The organism is Streptomyces sp. NPDC002054 (genome assembly GCF_040296685.1).
Taxonomy (GTDB): Bacteria; Actinomycetota; Actinomycetes; order Streptomycetales; family Streptomycetaceae; genus Streptomyces.
The window spans coordinates 133172-149092 of the sequence record NZ_JBEOXT010000004.1; the positions used below are offsets into that span (position 1 = coordinate 133172).

13 protein-coding genes and 1 pseudogene are annotated in these 15921 nt (G+C 71.2%); 10 read left to right on the forward strand and 4 right to left on the reverse strand.

Annotated features, from left to right (window positions below):
- The first annotated feature begins 84 nt into the window (after window positions 1-84).
- The 4 genes from ABT123_RS05235 to ABT123_RS05250 are packed head-to-tail and all read left to right on the forward strand — an operon-like array spanning window position 85 to window position 3898.
- Window positions 85-1134 (forward strand): energy-coupling factor ABC transporter permease, encoded by a 1050-nt coding sequence (locus ABT123_RS05235; RefSeq protein WP_351309959.1) that lies wholly within the window; start codon window positions 85-87, stop codon window positions 1132-1134.
- A gap of 2 nt (window positions 1135-1136) precedes the next feature.
- A complete protein-coding gene (gene cbiQ / locus ABT123_RS05240; protein WP_351309961.1) occupies window positions 1137-1898 on the forward strand; it encodes a cobalt ECF transporter T component CbiQ in 762 nt (253 codons plus the stop codon).
- Window positions 1899-1929: 31 nt separating this feature from the next.
- Entirely contained in the window at window positions 1930-2685 is a 756-nt protein-coding gene (locus tag ABT123_RS05245; RefSeq protein WP_351309963.1) for an energy-coupling factor ABC transporter ATP-binding protein, read from the forward strand.
- Between the two features lie 28 nt (window positions 2686-2713).
- Entirely contained in the window at window positions 2714-3898 is a 1185-nt protein-coding gene (locus tag ABT123_RS05250; protein ID WP_502970873.1) for a serine hydrolase domain-containing protein, read from the forward strand.
- A 225-nt stretch (window positions 3899-4123) separates the two neighbouring features.
- Here ABT123_RS05250 and ABT123_RS05255 read toward each other — a convergent pair whose 3' ends face one another.
- From ABT123_RS05255 to ABT123_RS05270, 4 genes and pseudogenes are all read right to left on the reverse strand, one after another.
- Window positions 4124-5764: a penicillin-binding transpeptidase domain-containing protein gene (locus ABT123_RS05255; protein WP_351309965.1), complete on the reverse strand. Its 1641-nt coding sequence runs from the start codon at window positions 5762-5764 to the stop codon at window positions 4124-4126.
- Between the two features lie 195 nt (window positions 5765-5959).
- Window positions 5960-6272, reverse strand: a pseudogene (locus ABT123_RS05260) (tyrosine-type recombinase/integrase); the annotation flags it as partial.
- A gap of 76 nt (window positions 6273-6348) precedes the next feature.
- A complete protein-coding gene (locus ABT123_RS05265) occupies window positions 6349-7836 on the reverse strand; it encodes an ApeA N-terminal domain 1-containing protein (RefSeq protein ID WP_351309967.1) in 1488 nt (495 codons plus the stop codon).
- Window positions 7837-8059: 223 nt separating this feature from the next.
- On the reverse strand, window positions 8060-9733 hold the full coding sequence (locus tag ABT123_RS05270) for a dolichyl-phosphate-mannose--protein mannosyltransferase (RefSeq protein WP_351309969.1): 1674 nt from the start codon (window positions 9731-9733) through the stop codon (window positions 8060-8062).
- Window positions 9734-9810: 77 nt separating this feature from the next.
- On the opposite strand from ABT123_RS05270, the gene rsmI reads away from it, so the two are divergent.
- The 6 genes from rsmI to ABT123_RS05300 all read left to right on the forward strand — a co-directional run bounded on the left by rsmI (window position 9811) and on the right by ABT123_RS05300 (window position 15875).
- Window positions 9811-10773 (forward strand): 16S rRNA (cytidine(1402)-2'-O)-methyltransferase, encoded by a 963-nt coding sequence (gene rsmI / locus ABT123_RS05275; protein WP_351309971.1) that lies wholly within the window; start codon window positions 9811-9813, stop codon window positions 10771-10773.
- 255 nt (window positions 10774-11028) lie between these two features.
- A complete protein-coding gene (locus tag ABT123_RS05280) occupies window positions 11029-11478 on the forward strand; it encodes a hypothetical protein (protein ID WP_351310128.1) in 450 nt (149 codons plus the stop codon).
- A gap of 10 nt (window positions 11479-11488) precedes the next feature.
- Complete coding sequence (locus ABT123_RS05285) at window positions 11489-12361, forward strand: TatD family hydrolase (RefSeq protein WP_351309973.1); 873 nt, start codon at window positions 11489-11491, stop codon at window positions 12359-12361.
- Window positions 12362-12667: 306 nt separating this feature from the next.
- Window positions 12668-14065, forward strand: a complete 1398-nt coding sequence (locus tag ABT123_RS05290) for a resuscitation-promoting factor (protein ID WP_502970879.1) — start codon at window positions 12668-12670, stop codon at window positions 14063-14065.
- A complete protein-coding gene (rsmA, locus tag ABT123_RS05295) occupies window positions 14062-14973 on the forward strand; it encodes a 16S rRNA (adenine(1518)-N(6)/adenine(1519)-N(6))-dimethyltransferase RsmA (RefSeq protein WP_351309977.1) in 912 nt (303 codons plus the stop codon). Before ABT123_RS05290 ends, rsmA begins: the two co-directional genes overlap by 4 nt.
- Window positions 14970-15875, forward strand: a complete 906-nt coding sequence (locus ABT123_RS05300; RefSeq protein WP_351309979.1) for a 4-(cytidine 5'-diphospho)-2-C-methyl-D-erythritol kinase — start codon at window positions 14970-14972, stop codon at window positions 15873-15875. The genes rsmA and ABT123_RS05300 overlap by 4 nt, the downstream gene beginning before the upstream one ends.
- The last annotated feature ends 46 nt before the right edge of the window (window positions 15876-15921 follow it).

Consider the following 15921-nt stretch of genomic DNA (forward strand, 5'->3'; position numbering starts at 1 on the left):
ACCGGAGCGCTATTGCCAATGGTTTGCAACTGCCGACATGCTGAGACAGATAAAGACTGTGTGAAGAAGCGGAGCGGACACACCATGCATGTACCCGACGGATTCATCGATGCACCCGTCTCGGTGGCAGCGGGCGTCGCAGCCGCCGGGGCCGTGGCCGTCAGCCTGCGCGGCGCCCGCCGGGAGCTCGACGAACGGACCGCGCCGCTGGCCGGTCTGGTCGCCGCGTTCATCTTCGCCGTCCAGATGCTCAACTTCCCGGTGGCCGCCGGCACCAGCGGCCACCTCCTCGGCGGTGCCCTGGCGGCGATGCTCGTCGGCCCCTTCACCGGCGTGCTCTGCGTCTCCGTGGTCCTGCTCATGCAGGGCATCCTGTTCGCCGACGGCGGCCTGACCGCCCTCGGCGTGAACATCACGATCATGGGCGTGGTCACCGTGGTCGTCGCCTACGCGATCTTCCGCGGCCTGCTCGCCGTGCTGCCCCGCACCCGTGCCTCGGTCACCGCCGCCGCCTTCACCGGCGCGCTGGTCTCGGTGCCCGCGTCCGCCGCGGCCTTCACCCTGCTCTACGCCATCGGCGGCACCACAGATGTGCCGGTGGGCAAGGTGCTCACCGCCATGGTCGGCGTGCACGTGCTGATCGGCCTCGGCGAGGCGCTGATCACCGCTGCGACCGTGGGCGCCGTACTCGCCGTACGGCCGGACCTGGTGCACGGTGCGCGGGGCCTGACTGCCCCGCTCAAGTTGCGGGTGGACGGCGAGCTCATCGACGTACCGGCCGAGCCCGCCGTCGCCCCTGCCGCCGCCGGAACGCACCGGAAGCTGTGGGGTGCCGGCCTGGCCACCGCCCTGCTGCTGGCCGGCTTCGCCTCCTTCTACGCCTCCGCCAGCCCCGACGGCCTGGAGAAGGTCGCCGCCGACAAGGGCATCGACGCCAAGGCCGAGGAGTACGAGCACGCCACCGCCGGCTCCCCGCTCGCCGAATACGGCGAGACCAAGGACATCCCCGTCGGAGTCGCGGGCGTCATCGGCGTCGGCACCACCGTCGTCGTCGGCACCGGGATCTTCTGGGTGGCGCGCAGCCGCCGCCGGGACACCGAGCAGCCGGCGAACACCGAGCCCTCGGCGGTCTGACCGTGGCAGCGGGGCACAGCCACAAGCTCTACCGGCACGGCCACTCGCCCGTGCACGGCTTGCCGCCGCACTGCAAGCTAGCCGCCACCTTCGCCTTCGTCCTCGCCGTCGTGTCCACCCCGCGCGAAGCGGTGTGGGCCTTCGGCGCGTACGCGGTCCTGCTCGCCGGGGTCGCCGCGGCGGCCCGGATCCCGGCCGGCTTCCTGCTGCGGCGGCTGGTGATCGAGGTCCCGTTCGTCGGGTTCGCGGTCCTGATGCCCTTCGTCGCCGAAGGCGAACAGGTCGAGGTGCTCGGCCTCTCGCTGTCCGTCTCCGGACTGTGGGGCGCCTGGAACGTGCTGGCCAAGGGCACCCTCGGGGTGGCCGCCTCGGTACTGCTCGCCTCCACCACCGAGCTGCGGGCCCTGCTGCTCGGACTCCAGCGCCTCAAGCTGCCGCCGCTGCTGGTGCAGATCGCCTCCTTCATGATCCGCTACGGGGACGTCATCACCGACGAGCTGCGCCGGATGTCGGTGGCCCGGCGCTCGCGCGGCTTCGAAGCCCGCGGGATCCGCCACTGGGGGGTGCTGGCCAAGACCGCCGGCGCCCTGTTCATCCGCTCGTACGAGCGCGGTGAGCGGGTCTACCTGGCGATGGTCAGCCGGGGGTACGCCGGCTCCATGCCGGTGATCGACGAGGTGGCGGCGACCCGCGCACAGTGGGCGTACGCGGCCGTACTGCCGGTGGCGGCACTCGCCGTCTGTCTGATGGGCTGGACGATCTGATGGGGATGGACGATCTGATGGGTTGGACGATATGACCACGACAGCTCCCTCCCTGGAGGTCTCCGGCCTCGCCTTCGCCTATCCCGACGGGCACCAGGCCCTGTTCGGGGTGAACCTGACCGTCGGGCACGGCGAGCGGGTCGCCCTGCTCGGCCCCAACGGCGCCGGCAAGACCACCCTCGTCCTGCACCTCAACGGCATCCTCGGCGGCGGCGCCGGCTCCGTGACGGTGGCCGGCCTGCCCGTGGAGAAGCGGAACTTCGCCGAGATCCGGCGCCGGGTCGGCATCGTCTTCCAGGACCCCGACGACCAGCTCTTCATGCCCACCGTCCGCGAGGACGTGGCCTTCGGCCCGGCCGCGGCCGGGCTGCGCGGCGCCGAACTGGAGGCGCGGGTCCACACCGCGCTCGACCGGGTCGGCATGACCGCCTTCGCCGACCGGCCCCCGCACCACCTGTCCTTCGGCCAGCGCCGCCGTGTCGCCGTGGCGACCGTCCTCGCCATGGAGCCCGAGATCCTGGTCCTGGACGAGCCCTCGTCCAACCTGGACCCGGCGTCTCGGCGGGAGCTCGCGGAGATCCTGCGCTCGCTGGACGTGACCGTGCTGATGGTCACCCACGACCTGCCGTACGCGCTGGAACTCTGCCCGCGCTCGGTGATCCTCAGCGAGGGCGTGATCGCCGCGGACGGCCGCACCCAGGAGCTGCTGTGCGACGAGGACCTGATGCGGGCGCACCGGCTGGAGCTGCCGTTCGGCTTCGACCCCCGCTCGGTGGCGGTGGCATAAGCGGAGTCCGCCGGGTGTTGGACCGCCCGTGGACAGTGTGGACAACGTGAACATCCAGGGTGTGGTGGCGGAGGGCTTCGAGCCCGTGCGGGACGCGTTCGCGCGGAACTTCGAGGTGCTCGGGGACCGGGGCGCGGCGGTGGCCGTGTACCGGGACGGCCGCAAGGTCGTGGACCTGTGGGGCGGCACCAAGGACGCCGACGGCGGCCCCGGTGGCGAGCCGTGGGCGCAGGACACCGCGGTGGTGGTCCGCTCCGCGACCAAGGGCGTTGCCGCGGCCGTCCCGCTGCTGCTGCACCAGCGCGGGCTGCTGGACCTGGCCGCGCCCGTTGCCGCGTACTGGCCGGAGTTCAAGGACGGCGGCAAGGAACGCACCCTGGTCGTGGACCTCCTCGCGCACCGGGCCGGGGTCCCGGCGCTCGACCGGCCGCTGACGGCCGCGGAGGCCGCGGACGGCATGTCCGGGGCGCGCGCGGTCGCCGGGCAGCAGGCCTTCTGGGAGCCCGGCACCGCGCACGGCTACCACGCGCAGACCTACAGCTGGCTGCTGTCCGAGCTGGTGCTGCGGGTGACCGGGCGCTCGATCGGCACCTGGCTCGCCGAGGAGATCGCCGAGCCGCTCGGGCTCGACTTCTGGATCGGCCTGCCGGAGACGGAGGCGCACCGGGTGGGCCGGGTGGCGCCGGTGGAGCCGCCGGAGAAGGCGGGCATGCTGCGGACCCGGCCGCGGAGAAACGTTTCCGAGGCGTATGCGGATCCCGGGTCGCTGACCCGGCGGGCCTTCGCGGCGATCGATCCGCTGCCGGACGAGAACGACCCGGGCTGGCGGTCGGCGGAACTGCCCGCCTCGGCGGGCATCGGCACGGCGCGGGCGCTGGCCCGCTTCTACGCGGCGACGATCGGGGTGGTCGAGGACGGCGCCCGGATCTTCACCCCGGCGATCACGGCCCGGGCGGGCACGGAGCTGTCCGCCGGCCCGGACCGGGTCCTGGTCGTCCACACCCGCTTCGGCCCCGGCTTCATGCTCCACGGCCCGGCCTCCCCGCTGCTGTCCCCGGCCTCCTTCGGCCACCCGGGCCGGGGTGGCTCACTGGCTTTCGCGGACCCGGAGTCCGGCATCGGCTTCGGCTACACCACGAACGCCCTGGCCAAGTCGGTAACGGCAGACCCCCGCGCCCAGGCCCTGGTCAGGGCGGTGCGGTCAGCGCTGTGACCCCGGCCGCCGGCCAGGCTGACCGTGTCCCCCGGGGCAGGCCCGTGTCCACCGGGTAGGCCGGCGGTGGCCGGGCCCGGCCGCGGGGTCCGGGGCGGAGCCCCAGGGAGCGGGGGAGGGGCGCCGCCCCAGCGGCGCCCCTCCGGCCCGCTCAGGCCGGGCGGGGGCCAGCTCCACCCGGCGGCGCCCCCCAGCCCGCTCGGGACGGGCGGGGCGCCGGGGGTGTCAGCCCGCGCGGAGGACTGTGGCTACCAAGGGGCCCGCGGCTTCGCCGCCGTGGCCGCCGGCTTCGACCATGGCCGCGGCCACCAGGTCCCCCGAGTACCCGGTGAACCAGCTGTCCGGGCTGTTGTCCTCCCCGCCGACCTCCGCCGAGCCGGTCTTCGCGCCCTTGTCCCCGCCGACCGAGGCCATCGCCTCGGCCGCGGTGCCGCCGGGAGCCGCCGTCCGCCGGAGCATCTGCACCAGCTGCTGCTGCACCGACGGCTTCATCCGGCGCTCCGCCTGCGCGATCGGCCGGCCGTCCAGATCGGCCGGCACGATCACCGGCTGCCGGAACACACCCGTCTTCGCCGTCGCCGTGACCGACGCGATGTTCAGCGGGTTCATCTGGATCGCGCCCTGGCCGATGTACTCCGCCGCCGCCTCCGGACCCGAGGCCTCCGGGACCATGCCGTCGAAGGACACGATCCCGGTCTTCCAGTTGTCCAGGCCGATGCCGAAGACCTCGCGCGCCTCACGCGGCAGCGCCCCGTTGTCGCCCACCTCGTCGATCTGCCCGATGAAAGCGGTGTTGCAGGACCTGGCGAAGCTGGTGGCGAAGGTCTGGCCGGTCAGCGAGAAGCCCTTCAGGTTCTTGAAGACCTTGCCGTCCCAGGACACGCTCGGCTCGCACGGCGCCACCTTGTCCGCCCCGACCAGGCCCCGGTCCAGCAGCATGGCCGCCGTCATGATCTTCAGCGTGGAGCCGGGCGCCCGGGTCCCCTGCATCGCCGCGTTGAACCCGTCCTTGCGGTTGTTGGCGACAGCCAGGATGTCCCCCGTACTCGGTTTGACCGCCACCACCGAGGATTCCGGATACTTCTTCACCGCCTGCTCGGCCGCCGCCTGCACCCCCGCGTCCAGCCGGGTCCGGATCGTCCCCGGCTTGCCCTCGACCAGGGTCAGCAGGGTCCGCTTCGGTGCGTCCTGGGCGGCCGGCTCGATCCACAGTTCCGCGCCGGGGGTGCCGCCGGCCTTCTCCCCGTACGTCTTGCGCAGCTGGTCCAGCACCGTCCGCAGCGAGGGGTACTTCTCCGGGCTGAGCTCCTTGCCGTTCCGGTCCACCGCCGTCACCGGCGGAGCCGCCGGGGTGCCCGCGCGCAGCGTCTCGTCCTTCTGCAGCTGCGGGTGGAGCACCGAGGGCTGCCAGTCCACCAGCGCCTTCCCGGTGGTCACCCCGCGCACCACGGTCAGCTGGGACGCGTACGCCAGCGGCTTGGTGGTGCCCTCGTAGGTGACCTCCGCGGCGACCGTGAACGGGACCGTGGTCCCGGCCGCCGCGCCGGGGGTGATCACCGCCTTGGACACGTACGCCTTGGCCTTGAACCCGGCCACCGCGGGCTGCGCCGCCTGCGCGTTGTTTGTCAGGTCGGCCGCCGCCCGCTCGTCCCCGGCGGCCCAGGCCGCCAGGAAGGCCTTGGCGGTCTGCTCGACCTCCTTGGTGCTCGGCGGGCCACTGCCCACCGCCGCCGGGCGGTCGCCGTCTCCGGCCCGTCCGCTGCCCGCCGAGTCGTCCGAGACCAGGGCGTACACCCCGTACCCGGCCCCTCCCACCATCGCCAGGAACACCCCGCCGACGATGGCCCCCTTGGCCGCCCCGTTCACGACAGTCCCCTCCCCAGGAGTCACAATTGTCTGAACATGTTCAACCAGTCAGACCCAGGTGTCCAGCCACATACGGTTGCGCCAGGAGTCCATCGGGAGGGACTGACCGGTGTAGATCGGCCAGAAGTAGATGAAGCTTCGCCGAATAACCGGCCCTGACCAGCCAAAACCTGACCGGTCAGGGCCGCCGGATGGCTACTGGGCCGTCTCTGGGCCGTGATCATGCTCGTCGGGGCCGTTGAACAGCCCGTCGACGGCCTTCCGGGTCCGGCTCTCACTGCTCGGCATCAGGTGCGTGTACGTGCGGCGTGAAGCCCGGATCGGCGTGTCCGAGGTACTGGCTCAGGGCCCTGATGCTCTCGCCCGAATCCAGCAGTACGGACGCATAGAAGTGTCTCAGGGCGTGCATCCCGTCGTGCGGCGAGGCCACGAACCGCTTGCCTTCCTCGGCCGACGGGATGATGCCCGCGACGGCCAGGGCGGGCTTCCACATGAAGTCGTTGAAGTAGCTCACCTGTCCTCAGAGTAGCGGGGAGGTATGGGGGTGGGCTGCACAATCACGGGGGCTCGCTTCCTTGTGAAATTCAGGCAGAAGGAGTTTCTGTCGCGCTCGCCGCCGGTTCTTCGCTCTCCGGTTTCGAGCCTCCGTCAATGGCTTGAACGGGCATTTTTGGCAGCAGGTCGAAGCATTCGTCGACGATTCGTTTGCGCTGCCACGTGGACGGGTGTTGCATTTTGATTTCGTTGATCTGGTTGGCGTTGAACCCCAGGTGGCACAGGAACGCGCACTCCAGGATGTGGAGGAGTATCTCCGATCCGCATTCAAGGGCCCTGGTGTCGCGCGAAAAATCCTCGGATGATTCCAGGCCGTGACTTACCACGTGTCGAAGTTTGGCGACACGGTTGGTCCACAGTGGCCGGTCGATCAACTGCTTCATCGCGTCTGGGGCGAGTTCAGTCAGTCTGGCTATGCGCTGATCTAGGGATGTTTCCGTCGGGCGCTTTATGCCGGAGATAATCTTTCCGCGATCCTTTCCGTTGAGACTGGTCTTCTTCAGTTCTTCCTTCACCCTCGCGATCAATTCGTCATCCGGGGCATACGGCTTCTCTGGGGGATTGAGGATTCTGTCGAGCGCTTCAACGGCTGAGGCGGCAGTTGCGAAGCGGGCGACTGGCCAAACGAAGCGGCTGTCGAGCAGTAGGGCCCATTGCTCGATGCTGTATGCCCAGGCAGTCGAGAGATCGAAGACCGCGGGGGCCTGGGCTTCCCAGTTGAAGCACTCAAACGGGACCAGGAGCTCCGGCACTCGCCTACGTCCACGGGCGTCGGGTGCTCGGAGGCGTGCGGTCACCCAGTGGGGCTTGCTGGGCGCGCTGCCGTCGATTTCCCATGTAGTGTCGGTGAATTTCAGGCCTTCAACGCCGCATCGCTCGCCAGTGATCATGGTCATGAGGACTTGCAGGCTGCGGAGGTGATTGTCGAAGAATTCTGTGAGCAAAACGGGCTCTTCGAACAGGAAATGAAACTCGGTCTTGCTGGATATGGACACCTCGCTGTCGTTTCCTCGCCAGCTGGAGGCGTCCCAAATGGTTGCGCACCCATTCTGAACCCATGAAACTTTCTGCGGGAACGTCGACATGGTGACGCTCTTCATCGACCCATCCGAGTTGAGTGACCTGGTGAATCTGGGTGAGGTAATCCAGTCGTCCTGACCTTGAATGCGTACGCGAGCCTCTGTGAGTCGAAGCTCATCCTGAAAGAGGTGTAGCCCTTCAATTGCCAAGTGTGGATGCAGCTCGATATCGGCCTGTAGTCCGAAATTCCACTGGAATTTTTTCGTGCGCGAATTGAGCAGGGTTACAGGCTTTCCGAAAGCTACGCCATGGATTAGAGGGTGTGGTATCGCAGAGTTGGAAAAGAGGGCCGCTTCCCCTCCAATAGGGCGGTGAAGTCGAATCATGCTGTTTCCGGTTGCGAGAACACTGTAGGTTCCCGGGACGCTGTCCTCTGATCCGGCTTCTGGGAGCCACCAGTCCGATACGACTGACTCTGGTCTTGCGTCCTGTGCCACGGTGCCCCCGCAGTGCCGGTCCCGGTTGAGTGTCGACCAGGGTAGGGCCAACCGAGACGAACCGCGGTTGGATCAGGGGATTGATGGCATAGGGCTACACCCGCCAGCTGGTGTCCCGGGCCGTCACTGGGCCGTGAGCGGACGGTCGGGGACGGCCAAAGGCGACCAACGACACCCAAGACGTGTCTGACGGCAGAAGGTGCTGGACTTCGCGTCCGCCCTGCTAGACCCAGGTGTCCAGCCACATACGGTTGCGCCAGGAGTCCATCGGGAGGGTCTGGCCGGTGTAGATCGGCCAGAAGTAGATGAAGTTCCAGATGATCAGCAGGATCAGGACGCCCGCCCCGATCGCGCCCACCGCGCGCCGGCGTTCGGATGATCCGGCCGGGCCCAGCAGGGCGCCCACCAGCATGGCCACCGCCAGGCAGAGGTACGGGACGAACACCACCGCGTAGAAGTAGAAGATGGTCCGTTCCTGGTAGTTGAACCAGGGCAGGTAGCCGGCGGCCACCGCGCAGGCGATCGCGCCCGCGCGCCAGTCGCGGCGGAACGCCCACCGCCACAGCACGTAGAGCAGCGCGAAGCAGGCCGTCCACCACAGCAGCGGGGTGCCCAGGGCCAGGACCTCGCGGGCGCACTTGGCCGTCTCGGTGGCCGGGCAGCCGGCCGTGCCGGGGGCGGGGGACTCGTAGAAGTAGGACACCGGTCGGCCCAGGACCAGCCAGCTCCACGGGTTCGACTCGTAGGTGTGGCCGTCGGTCAGGCCGACGTGGAAGTTGTAGACCTCCACCTCGTAGTGCCACAGGCTGGTCAGCCAGTCCGGCAGCCAGGACACCCCGCCCTGCTTGGCCGACCAGTCGCGGAAGTAGCCGCCCTTGCCGTTGTCCGGGCTGAGGATCCAGCCCGTCCAGGAGGCCACGTACACACCGAGCGCGACCGGGACGGTGGACAGGAATGCCGGGAGCGCGTCGCGGCGCAGCATTGCCGCGTACGGGGCGCCCGCGCCCGCCACGCGGCGGGCCGAGGCGTCCCACAGCACCGTGAGGATGCCGAAGAAGGCGAGGACGACGAGGCCGTTCCACTTGGTGCCGAAGGCCAGGCCGAGGCAGACGCCCGCGACCAGCCGCCACGGCCGCCACCCCAGGCGCAGGGTTTCTGCGATCGTCACGTCCGGGCGGGTCCGCCCTTCCTCGTCCACCGGCAGGGCGGCGGCGAGCCGGGCCCGGGCCGCGTCCCGGTCGATCAGCAGCGCGCCGAAGGCGCCCAGTACGAAGAACATCAGCACCAGGTCGAGCAGCGCGGTGCGGCTCATCACCAGGTGCAGGCCGTCGACCGCCAGCAGCAGGCCCGCCAGACAGCCCAGGAAGGTGGAGCGGAACAGCCGCCGCCCGATCCGGCACAGCATCAGCACGGACAGGGTGCCGAGCACGGCGGTCATGAACCGCCAGCCGAAGGGGTCGAACCCGAACATCCACTCGCCGAGGCCGATCACCCACTTGCCGACCGGCGGGTGGACCACGTAGCCCGGCTCCAGCGGGAGTGGCACCCCGTCCGGATTGGCGATGACCGACTTGTCGATGTCCTTGGGCCAGCTCGCCTCGTAGCCCTGCCGGATCGTCGCCCACGCGTCCTTCGCGTAGTACGTCTCGTCGAATATCACCGTCTTCGGGTTGCCCAGCTGCCAGAACCGCAGCACCCCGGCGACCAGCGCCACCAGCAGCGGGCCCGCCCAGGCCAGCACCCGGTTGACGGTGCCGGTCGCCGTCTGTGGCACCTTCAGGGCCAGCCACAGCAGGGCGGACGGCTTGGCGTACGGCGGCACCAGGCGCGCGCGTACGTCGTCCCGGCGGGGCGGGCTGGGCGCGTGGGGCTCGGTGAGCGTCGCGGTACTGGTCACCGGAGCATCGTAGGGAACGGTTCTGTGCGAACCCCAGCACCGGGGGGCCTCGGGGCGCGGGCTGAGAGGATGGGCAGGTGACCGATACCCAGCCCAACCAGCCCAACCAGCCCAGCGGCCAGCCCGGCGGCCAGCTCGGCAGCCAGTCCGGCAGCCAGTCCGGCCACCCCGGCCGGTCCGGCGGCCCCGGCGTTCTCGTTCTCGCCGGAACGCCCATCGGCGACCTCGCCGACGCGCCGCCCCGGCTCGCCACCGAGCTCGCCGGAGCCGATGTGATCGCGGCCGAGGACACCCGGCGGCTGCGCCGGCTCACCCAGGGCCTGGGCGTGCACACCACCGGCCGGGTGGTCTCGTACTTCGAGGGCAACGAGTCCGCCCGCACCCCCGAGCTCGTCGAGGCGCTGCTCGGCGGCGCACGGGTGCTGCTGGTGACCGACGCGGGCATGCCCTCCGTGTCCGACCCCGGCTACCGGCTGGTCGCGGCGGCCGTGGAGAAGGACATCAAGGTCACCGCCGTTCCCGGGCCGTCCGCCGTGCTGACCGCGCTGGCGCTGTCCGGGCTTCCGGTGGACCGGTTCTGCTTCGAGGGCTTCCTGCCCCGCAAGGCCGGCGAGCGGCTCGGCCGGCTGCGGGAGGTCGAGGGCGAGCGGCGCACGCTCGTCTACTTCGAGGCCCCGCACCGGCTGGACGACACCCTGGCGGCCATGGCCGAGGTGTTCGGGGCGGACCGGCGCGCGGCCGTCTGCCGCGAGCTGACCAAGACGTACGAGGAGGTCAGGCGCGGCGGGCTCGGCGAGCTGGCCGAGTGGGCCGCCGAAGGCGTGCGCGGCGAGATCACCATCGTGGTCGAGGGCGCCCCGGAGGCGGCACCGGGCGAGGTGGACGCCGCGGAGCTGGTGCGCCGGGTGCAGGTGCGCGAGGAGGCGGGGGAGCGGCGCAAGGAGGCCATTGCGGCGGTCGCCGCCGAAGCCGGCCTTCCCAAGCGGGAGGTCTTCGATGCCGTGGTCGCGGCAAAGAACGCGGCTCAAAAGGTGCCGTAAGTCGGTAAAGGGCTAACCTGAAATGCAAAGCCCAGACAAGCTCAGACCGCGCACCGGGCGCTTTGGGGAATGAATCGCCCAAAGACCGTCCAACAGTCGACAGGGCCTGATGCGCTCCCGGCCGGAGAGGCGTCCACTGGTCGTGACACCAGCGGAACAAGAGGAGCTGGCATGAGTGAGACCGCCCAACCCCCTGTCACGGCAGCAGCCCCGGCAGCCACGGCAGCCGCCCCCACTCCGGCGGCTCCCGGGCCCATGTTCTCCGCCCCCGTGGGGACGGTGCGCGAGGCGTATTCCTTCGCCTGTATGCGATGCGGATACGGCTGGGAGCAGTCGTACGAGATCGAGCACCACACCGACGGCAACGGCCAGCCCTTCATCATCTACAAGGCCAACGGCGAACGCGTGCCGTCACCCCTTTCCAACCCCACCTGCCACAACTGCGGCGGGCATGTGGTCCGGATCATGCGGGAGGGGCAGGTCTCCTCGGTGCGCGGCATGATCGACGAGATCTACCACCACCAGATCGCCCCTGGGATAGCCGGCCCGGTGCCGGCCGGGGCCGACGTGCCGCGCCCGCCCAAGCAGCGCAAGGCCAAGGCGGCCCGGACGCAGACGCACGATGCGCCGGGACCGGTGGCCATCGACCCGGAGGAGCGGACCGGCTGGTTCGCCCGCCTCAGGGCCCGGCTGAGCCGGTCATAAGATCGGCTGTATGAGCCCCAGCACTGACGAGATGCCGCCGCTGCCCGAACCGCTCCGGGTGGCGGTGGCCGATTCCCACACCCATCTGGACATGCAGCGCGGCACGGTGGAGGAGGGCCTGCGCAAGGCCGCCTCGGTCGGCGTGACCACCGTCGTGCAGGTCGGCTGCGATGTGAAGGGCTCCCGCTGGGCGGCCGAGACCGCCGCCGCGTACGAGAACGTCCACGCGGCGGTCGCCCTTCACCCGAACGAGGCCCCTCGGATCGTGCACGGGGATCCCGACGGATGGTCCAGGCAGGGCGCGCGCTCCGGCGGCGGCGAGGCCGCCCTCGACGACGCGCTCGCCGAGATCGAAGCCCTGGCCGCACTCCCGCAGGTCAAGGCGGTCGGTGAGACCGGCCTCGACTACTTCCGGACCGGGCCGGAGGGCAAGGCTGCGCAGGAGCGTTCCTTCCGGGCGCACATCGAGATTGCGAAGCGGCAGGGCAAGGCCCTGGTGATCCACGACCGCGAGGCCCACGAGGACGTCCTGCGCATTCTGCGCGAGGAGGGCGCACCGGAGCGCACCGTCTTCCACTGCTACTCCGGCGACGCCGACATGGCGCGCGAGTGCGCCGCCGCCGGCTACTACCTGTCCTTCGCCGGCACCGTCACCTTCAAGAACGCCCAGCCGCTGCGGGACGCGCTCGCCGTGACCCCGCTGGAGCTTGTCCTGGTCGAGACGGACGCGCCCTACCTCACCCCAGCGCCCTACCGCGGACGGCCGAACGCGCCGTACCTGATTCCGCTCACGGTCCGCGCCATGGCCGCGGTCCGCGGCATCGACGAGGACGCGATGGCCACGGCCCTCGCCGCCAACACGGCGAGAGCTTTTTCTTATTAGGGCTCGGTTCGCCTCCGGGGCGCTTCTGCCGAGCTCACAGGGTCGTGCGTCCTCGAAAACGCTCGTTCCTCGCGTTTCCTCCGGGCGCTCGACCCTGTTCCCTCGGCGCGCCCCTTCGGCTCACTCGCCCGTGGAGGCTGCGACACGGGCGGGACAACGGGCGACTTCGGGCGGGACGGGGATTTTTCGACACGCTGGGTATCCAGTCGGTTTTTCTGTGTGACCATCGCTCCGCTAGTGTCCCGTGCCCGAACCAGGGCCGGCCGGACCAGTGGAGCGAGCGTCGTGAGCGATACCCAGCCGTACATGGACACGTACGCCGATCCGTACCGCGGGCCGGACCCGTATGGGCAGCCGTATGCCGGCCTGTACGCGGATCCGTACGCCAACCCGTACGTCAACCCGTACGCAGATCTGTACGCCGGTCCGGAACCGGCGCTGGACACCCTGCCCGCCGCCGTCCTGCCGGACACCCTGGCGGATCCGGCGCCCGGCGCCCTCCCCGGCCCGCGCGCCGGCCGCCGCCGCAAGGCCCCCGCCCCCGCCCCTGCCCCCCTGCCGGCCCCCGGCGGGCGGGCCGCCGCCCGGGCCCGGCGCGGCGGCTCCGGCGGCGTCGACAACTGGCGGCGGATCGTTCCGCAGGCCCTGGTCGTCGCCTTCCTGGCCGGCGGCACCTCCGCCTTCGTCGCCGCCGACAAATCCGTCCGCCTCACCGTCGACGGAGTCCCCCGCACCCTCAACACCTTCGCCGACGACGTCGACGAACTGCTCCGGCAGGAAGGCGTCGGCGTCGGCACCCACGACCTGGTGGCCCCGGCCCGCACCGCCGACCTCGACGACGGCGACGAGATCGTCGTCCGCTACGGCCGCCCGCTCGTCCTCACCCTCGACGGCGAACACCGCCAGGCGTGGACCACCGCCGAAACCGTCGAAACCGCCCTCCGCCAGCTCGGCGTACGCGTCGAAGGGGCCCACCTCTCCGCCCCCCGCACCGCCCCCGTACCGCGCCGCGGCCTCACCCTGAACGTCCGCACCGAACGCAGCGTGACCTTCATGGCCGACGGCCGCGAACGCACCATCCGCACCAACGCCGCCACCGTCCGGGAAGCCCTCGACCAGGCCGGAATCGGCCTCAACGGGCAGGACACCACCTCGGTGCCCCCCGGCTCCTTCCCGCGCGACGGCCAGACCGTCACCGTGCTGCGGATCACCGGCAGCCGGGAGGTCCGCGAGGAGCAGATCCCGTACGAGACGAACAAGGTCAAGGACCCGGAGCTGTTCGCCGGCACCGAGGTCGTCGAACGGGCCGGGCGGCCCGGCGCCCGCCGTGTCATCTTCGCCCTGCGGACCGTCAACGGAGTCCGGCAGAAGCCCCGCCGGATCGCCGAGGAGACGGTCCGGGAACCCGTCGACGCCCTGATCAAGGTCGGCACCCGGCCGCTGCCCGGCTCCGTCGCCGGCGCGGACGGCCTCAACTGGGCCGCCCTCGCCCAGTGCGAGTCCGGCGGCCGGCCCGCCGCCACCGATCCGTCCGGCACCTATGGCGGCCTCTACCAGTTCGACGTACGCACCTGGCAGGCCCTCGGCGGCAGTGGCCGCCCCCAGGACGCGAGCGCCGCCGAGCAGACGTACCGGGCCAAGAAGCTCTACGTGCAGCGGGGGGCGAGTCCGTGGCCGCACTGCGGCCGTAGGCTTTACCGGTGAGCACCACTGAGCCCCCCGCGACGCCCGAAGCCAACGAAGCCTCCGACGCCCTCCTCGGGCCCGCCGACATCCGCGAACTTGCCGCGGTCCTCGGCGTGCGCCCGACGAAGCAGAAGGGCCAGAACTTCGTCATCGACGCCAACACGGTGCGCCGGATCGTGCGCACCGCCGGGGTCCGCCCCGAGGACGTGGTCGTCGAGGTCGGACCGGGCCTCGGCTCCCTGACGCTCGCGCTGCTGGAAGCCGCCGCGCACGTCACCGCCGTCGAGATCGACGACATCCTGGCCGCTGCGCTGCCCGCCACCATCGAGGCCCGGCTGCCGCAGCGCAAGGACAGCTTCGCGCTGGTCCACTCCGACGCCATGCTCGTCCAGGAGCTCCCCGGCCCGGCCCCCACCGCCCTGGTCGCGAACCTCCCGTACAACGTGGCCGTGCCCGTCCTGCTGCACATGCTGGACCGCTTCCCGACCATCGAGCGGACCCTGGTCATGGTCCAGTCCGAGGTCGCCGACCGGCTCGCCGCCGGGCCCGGCAACAAGGTGTACGGCGTGCCCTCGGTCAAGGCCAACTGGTACGCGGAGGTCAAGCGGGCCGGCGCGATCGGCCGCAACGTGTTCTGGCCGGCCCCCAATGTCGACTCCGGCCTGGTCTCCCTGGTCCGCCGCACCGAGCCGGTGCAGACCACCGCCACCAAGGCCGAGGTCTTCGCCGTGGTGGACGCCGCCTTCGCCCAGCGCCGCAAGACCCTGCGGGCCGCCCTGGCCGGCTGGGCGGGCTCCCCGGCCGCCGCCGAAGCGGCCCTGGTCGGTGCCGGGATCTCCCCGCAGGCCCGGGGCGAAGCCCTCACGGTCGAGGAGTTCGCGGCGATCGCCGAGCACAAGCCCGCTGCGGAGAGGCCCGCACTGTGAGCACCGGCCGCCCCGTCACCGTACGCGTCCCCGCGAAGGTCAACGTCCAGCTGGCGGTGGGCGCCGCCCGCCCCGACGGCTTCCACGACCTGGCCAACGTCTTCCTCGCCGTCTCCCTGTACGACGAGGTGACCGCCACCCCCGCCGACTCGCTGCGCATCACCTGCGAGGGGCCGGACGCCGACCAGGTCCCGCTGGACCGCACCAACCTGGCGGCCCGCGCCGCCGAGCTCCTCGCCGCCCGGCACGGCATCGAACCCGCCGTCCACCTGCACATCACCAAGAACATCCCGGTGGCCGGCGGCATGGCCGGCGGCAGCGCGGACGGCGCCGGCGCCCTGCTCGCCTGCGACACCCTGTGGGGCCTGGACACCCCGCGCAGCGAACTCCTCGACATCTGCGCCGAACTCGGCAGCGACGTCCCGTTCAGCCTGGTCGGGGCCGCGGCCCTCGGCACCGGCCGTGGCGAGCACCTCACCCCGCTCGAAGCCGGGACCTTCCACTGGGTGTTCGCCGTGGCCGACGGCGGGCTGTCCACCCCGGCGGTGTTCCGCGAGTTCGACCGCCTCACCGCCGGTACCGCCGTCCCCGAGCCAGTCGCCTCGCCCGCCCTCCTCGCGGCCCTGCGCTCCGGCGACCCGGACGCCCTCGCCGCGACCCTGGCCAACGACCTCCAGCCGGCCGCCCTCTCGCTCCGCCCCCAGCTGGCCGCCACCCTGGACGCCGGCCTCGGCGCGGGCGCCCTGGCCGCCCTGGTCTCCGGCTCCGGCCCCACCACGGCCTTCCTGGTCCGCGACCCGGAAGCCGCCCTCAAGGTCTCCGCCGCCCTGGAAGCCTCCACCACCTGCCGCACCACCCGCACCGCCACCTCCCCGTCCCCGGGAGCCACCGTGCTGCCCTGATCGCGTGCCCGGCAGCGGCCCGGTGGCCATCGGGATGGTGGTCGGC

Coding starts and splice junctions, on each gene's coding strand:
- ABT123_RS05280 (WP_351310128.1), top strand. CDS start 11,029: ATGTTCTCCGCCCCCGTGGGGACGGTGCGCGAGGCGTATTCCTTCGCC.
- ABT123_RS05245 (WP_351309963.1), top strand. CDS start 1,930: ATGACCACGACAGCTCCCTCCCTGGAGGTCTCCGGCCTCGCCTTCGCC.
- ABT123_RS05285 (WP_351309973.1), top strand. CDS start 11,489: ATGAGCCCCAGCACTGACGAGATGCCGCCGCTGCCCGAACCGCTCCGG.
- ABT123_RS05235 (WP_351309959.1), top strand. CDS start 85: ATGCATGTACCCGACGGATTCATCGATGCACCCGTCTCGGTGGCAGCG.
- ABT123_RS05290 (WP_502970879.1), top strand. CDS start 12,668: ATGGACACGTACGCCGATCCGTACCGCGGGCCGGACCCGTATGGGCAG.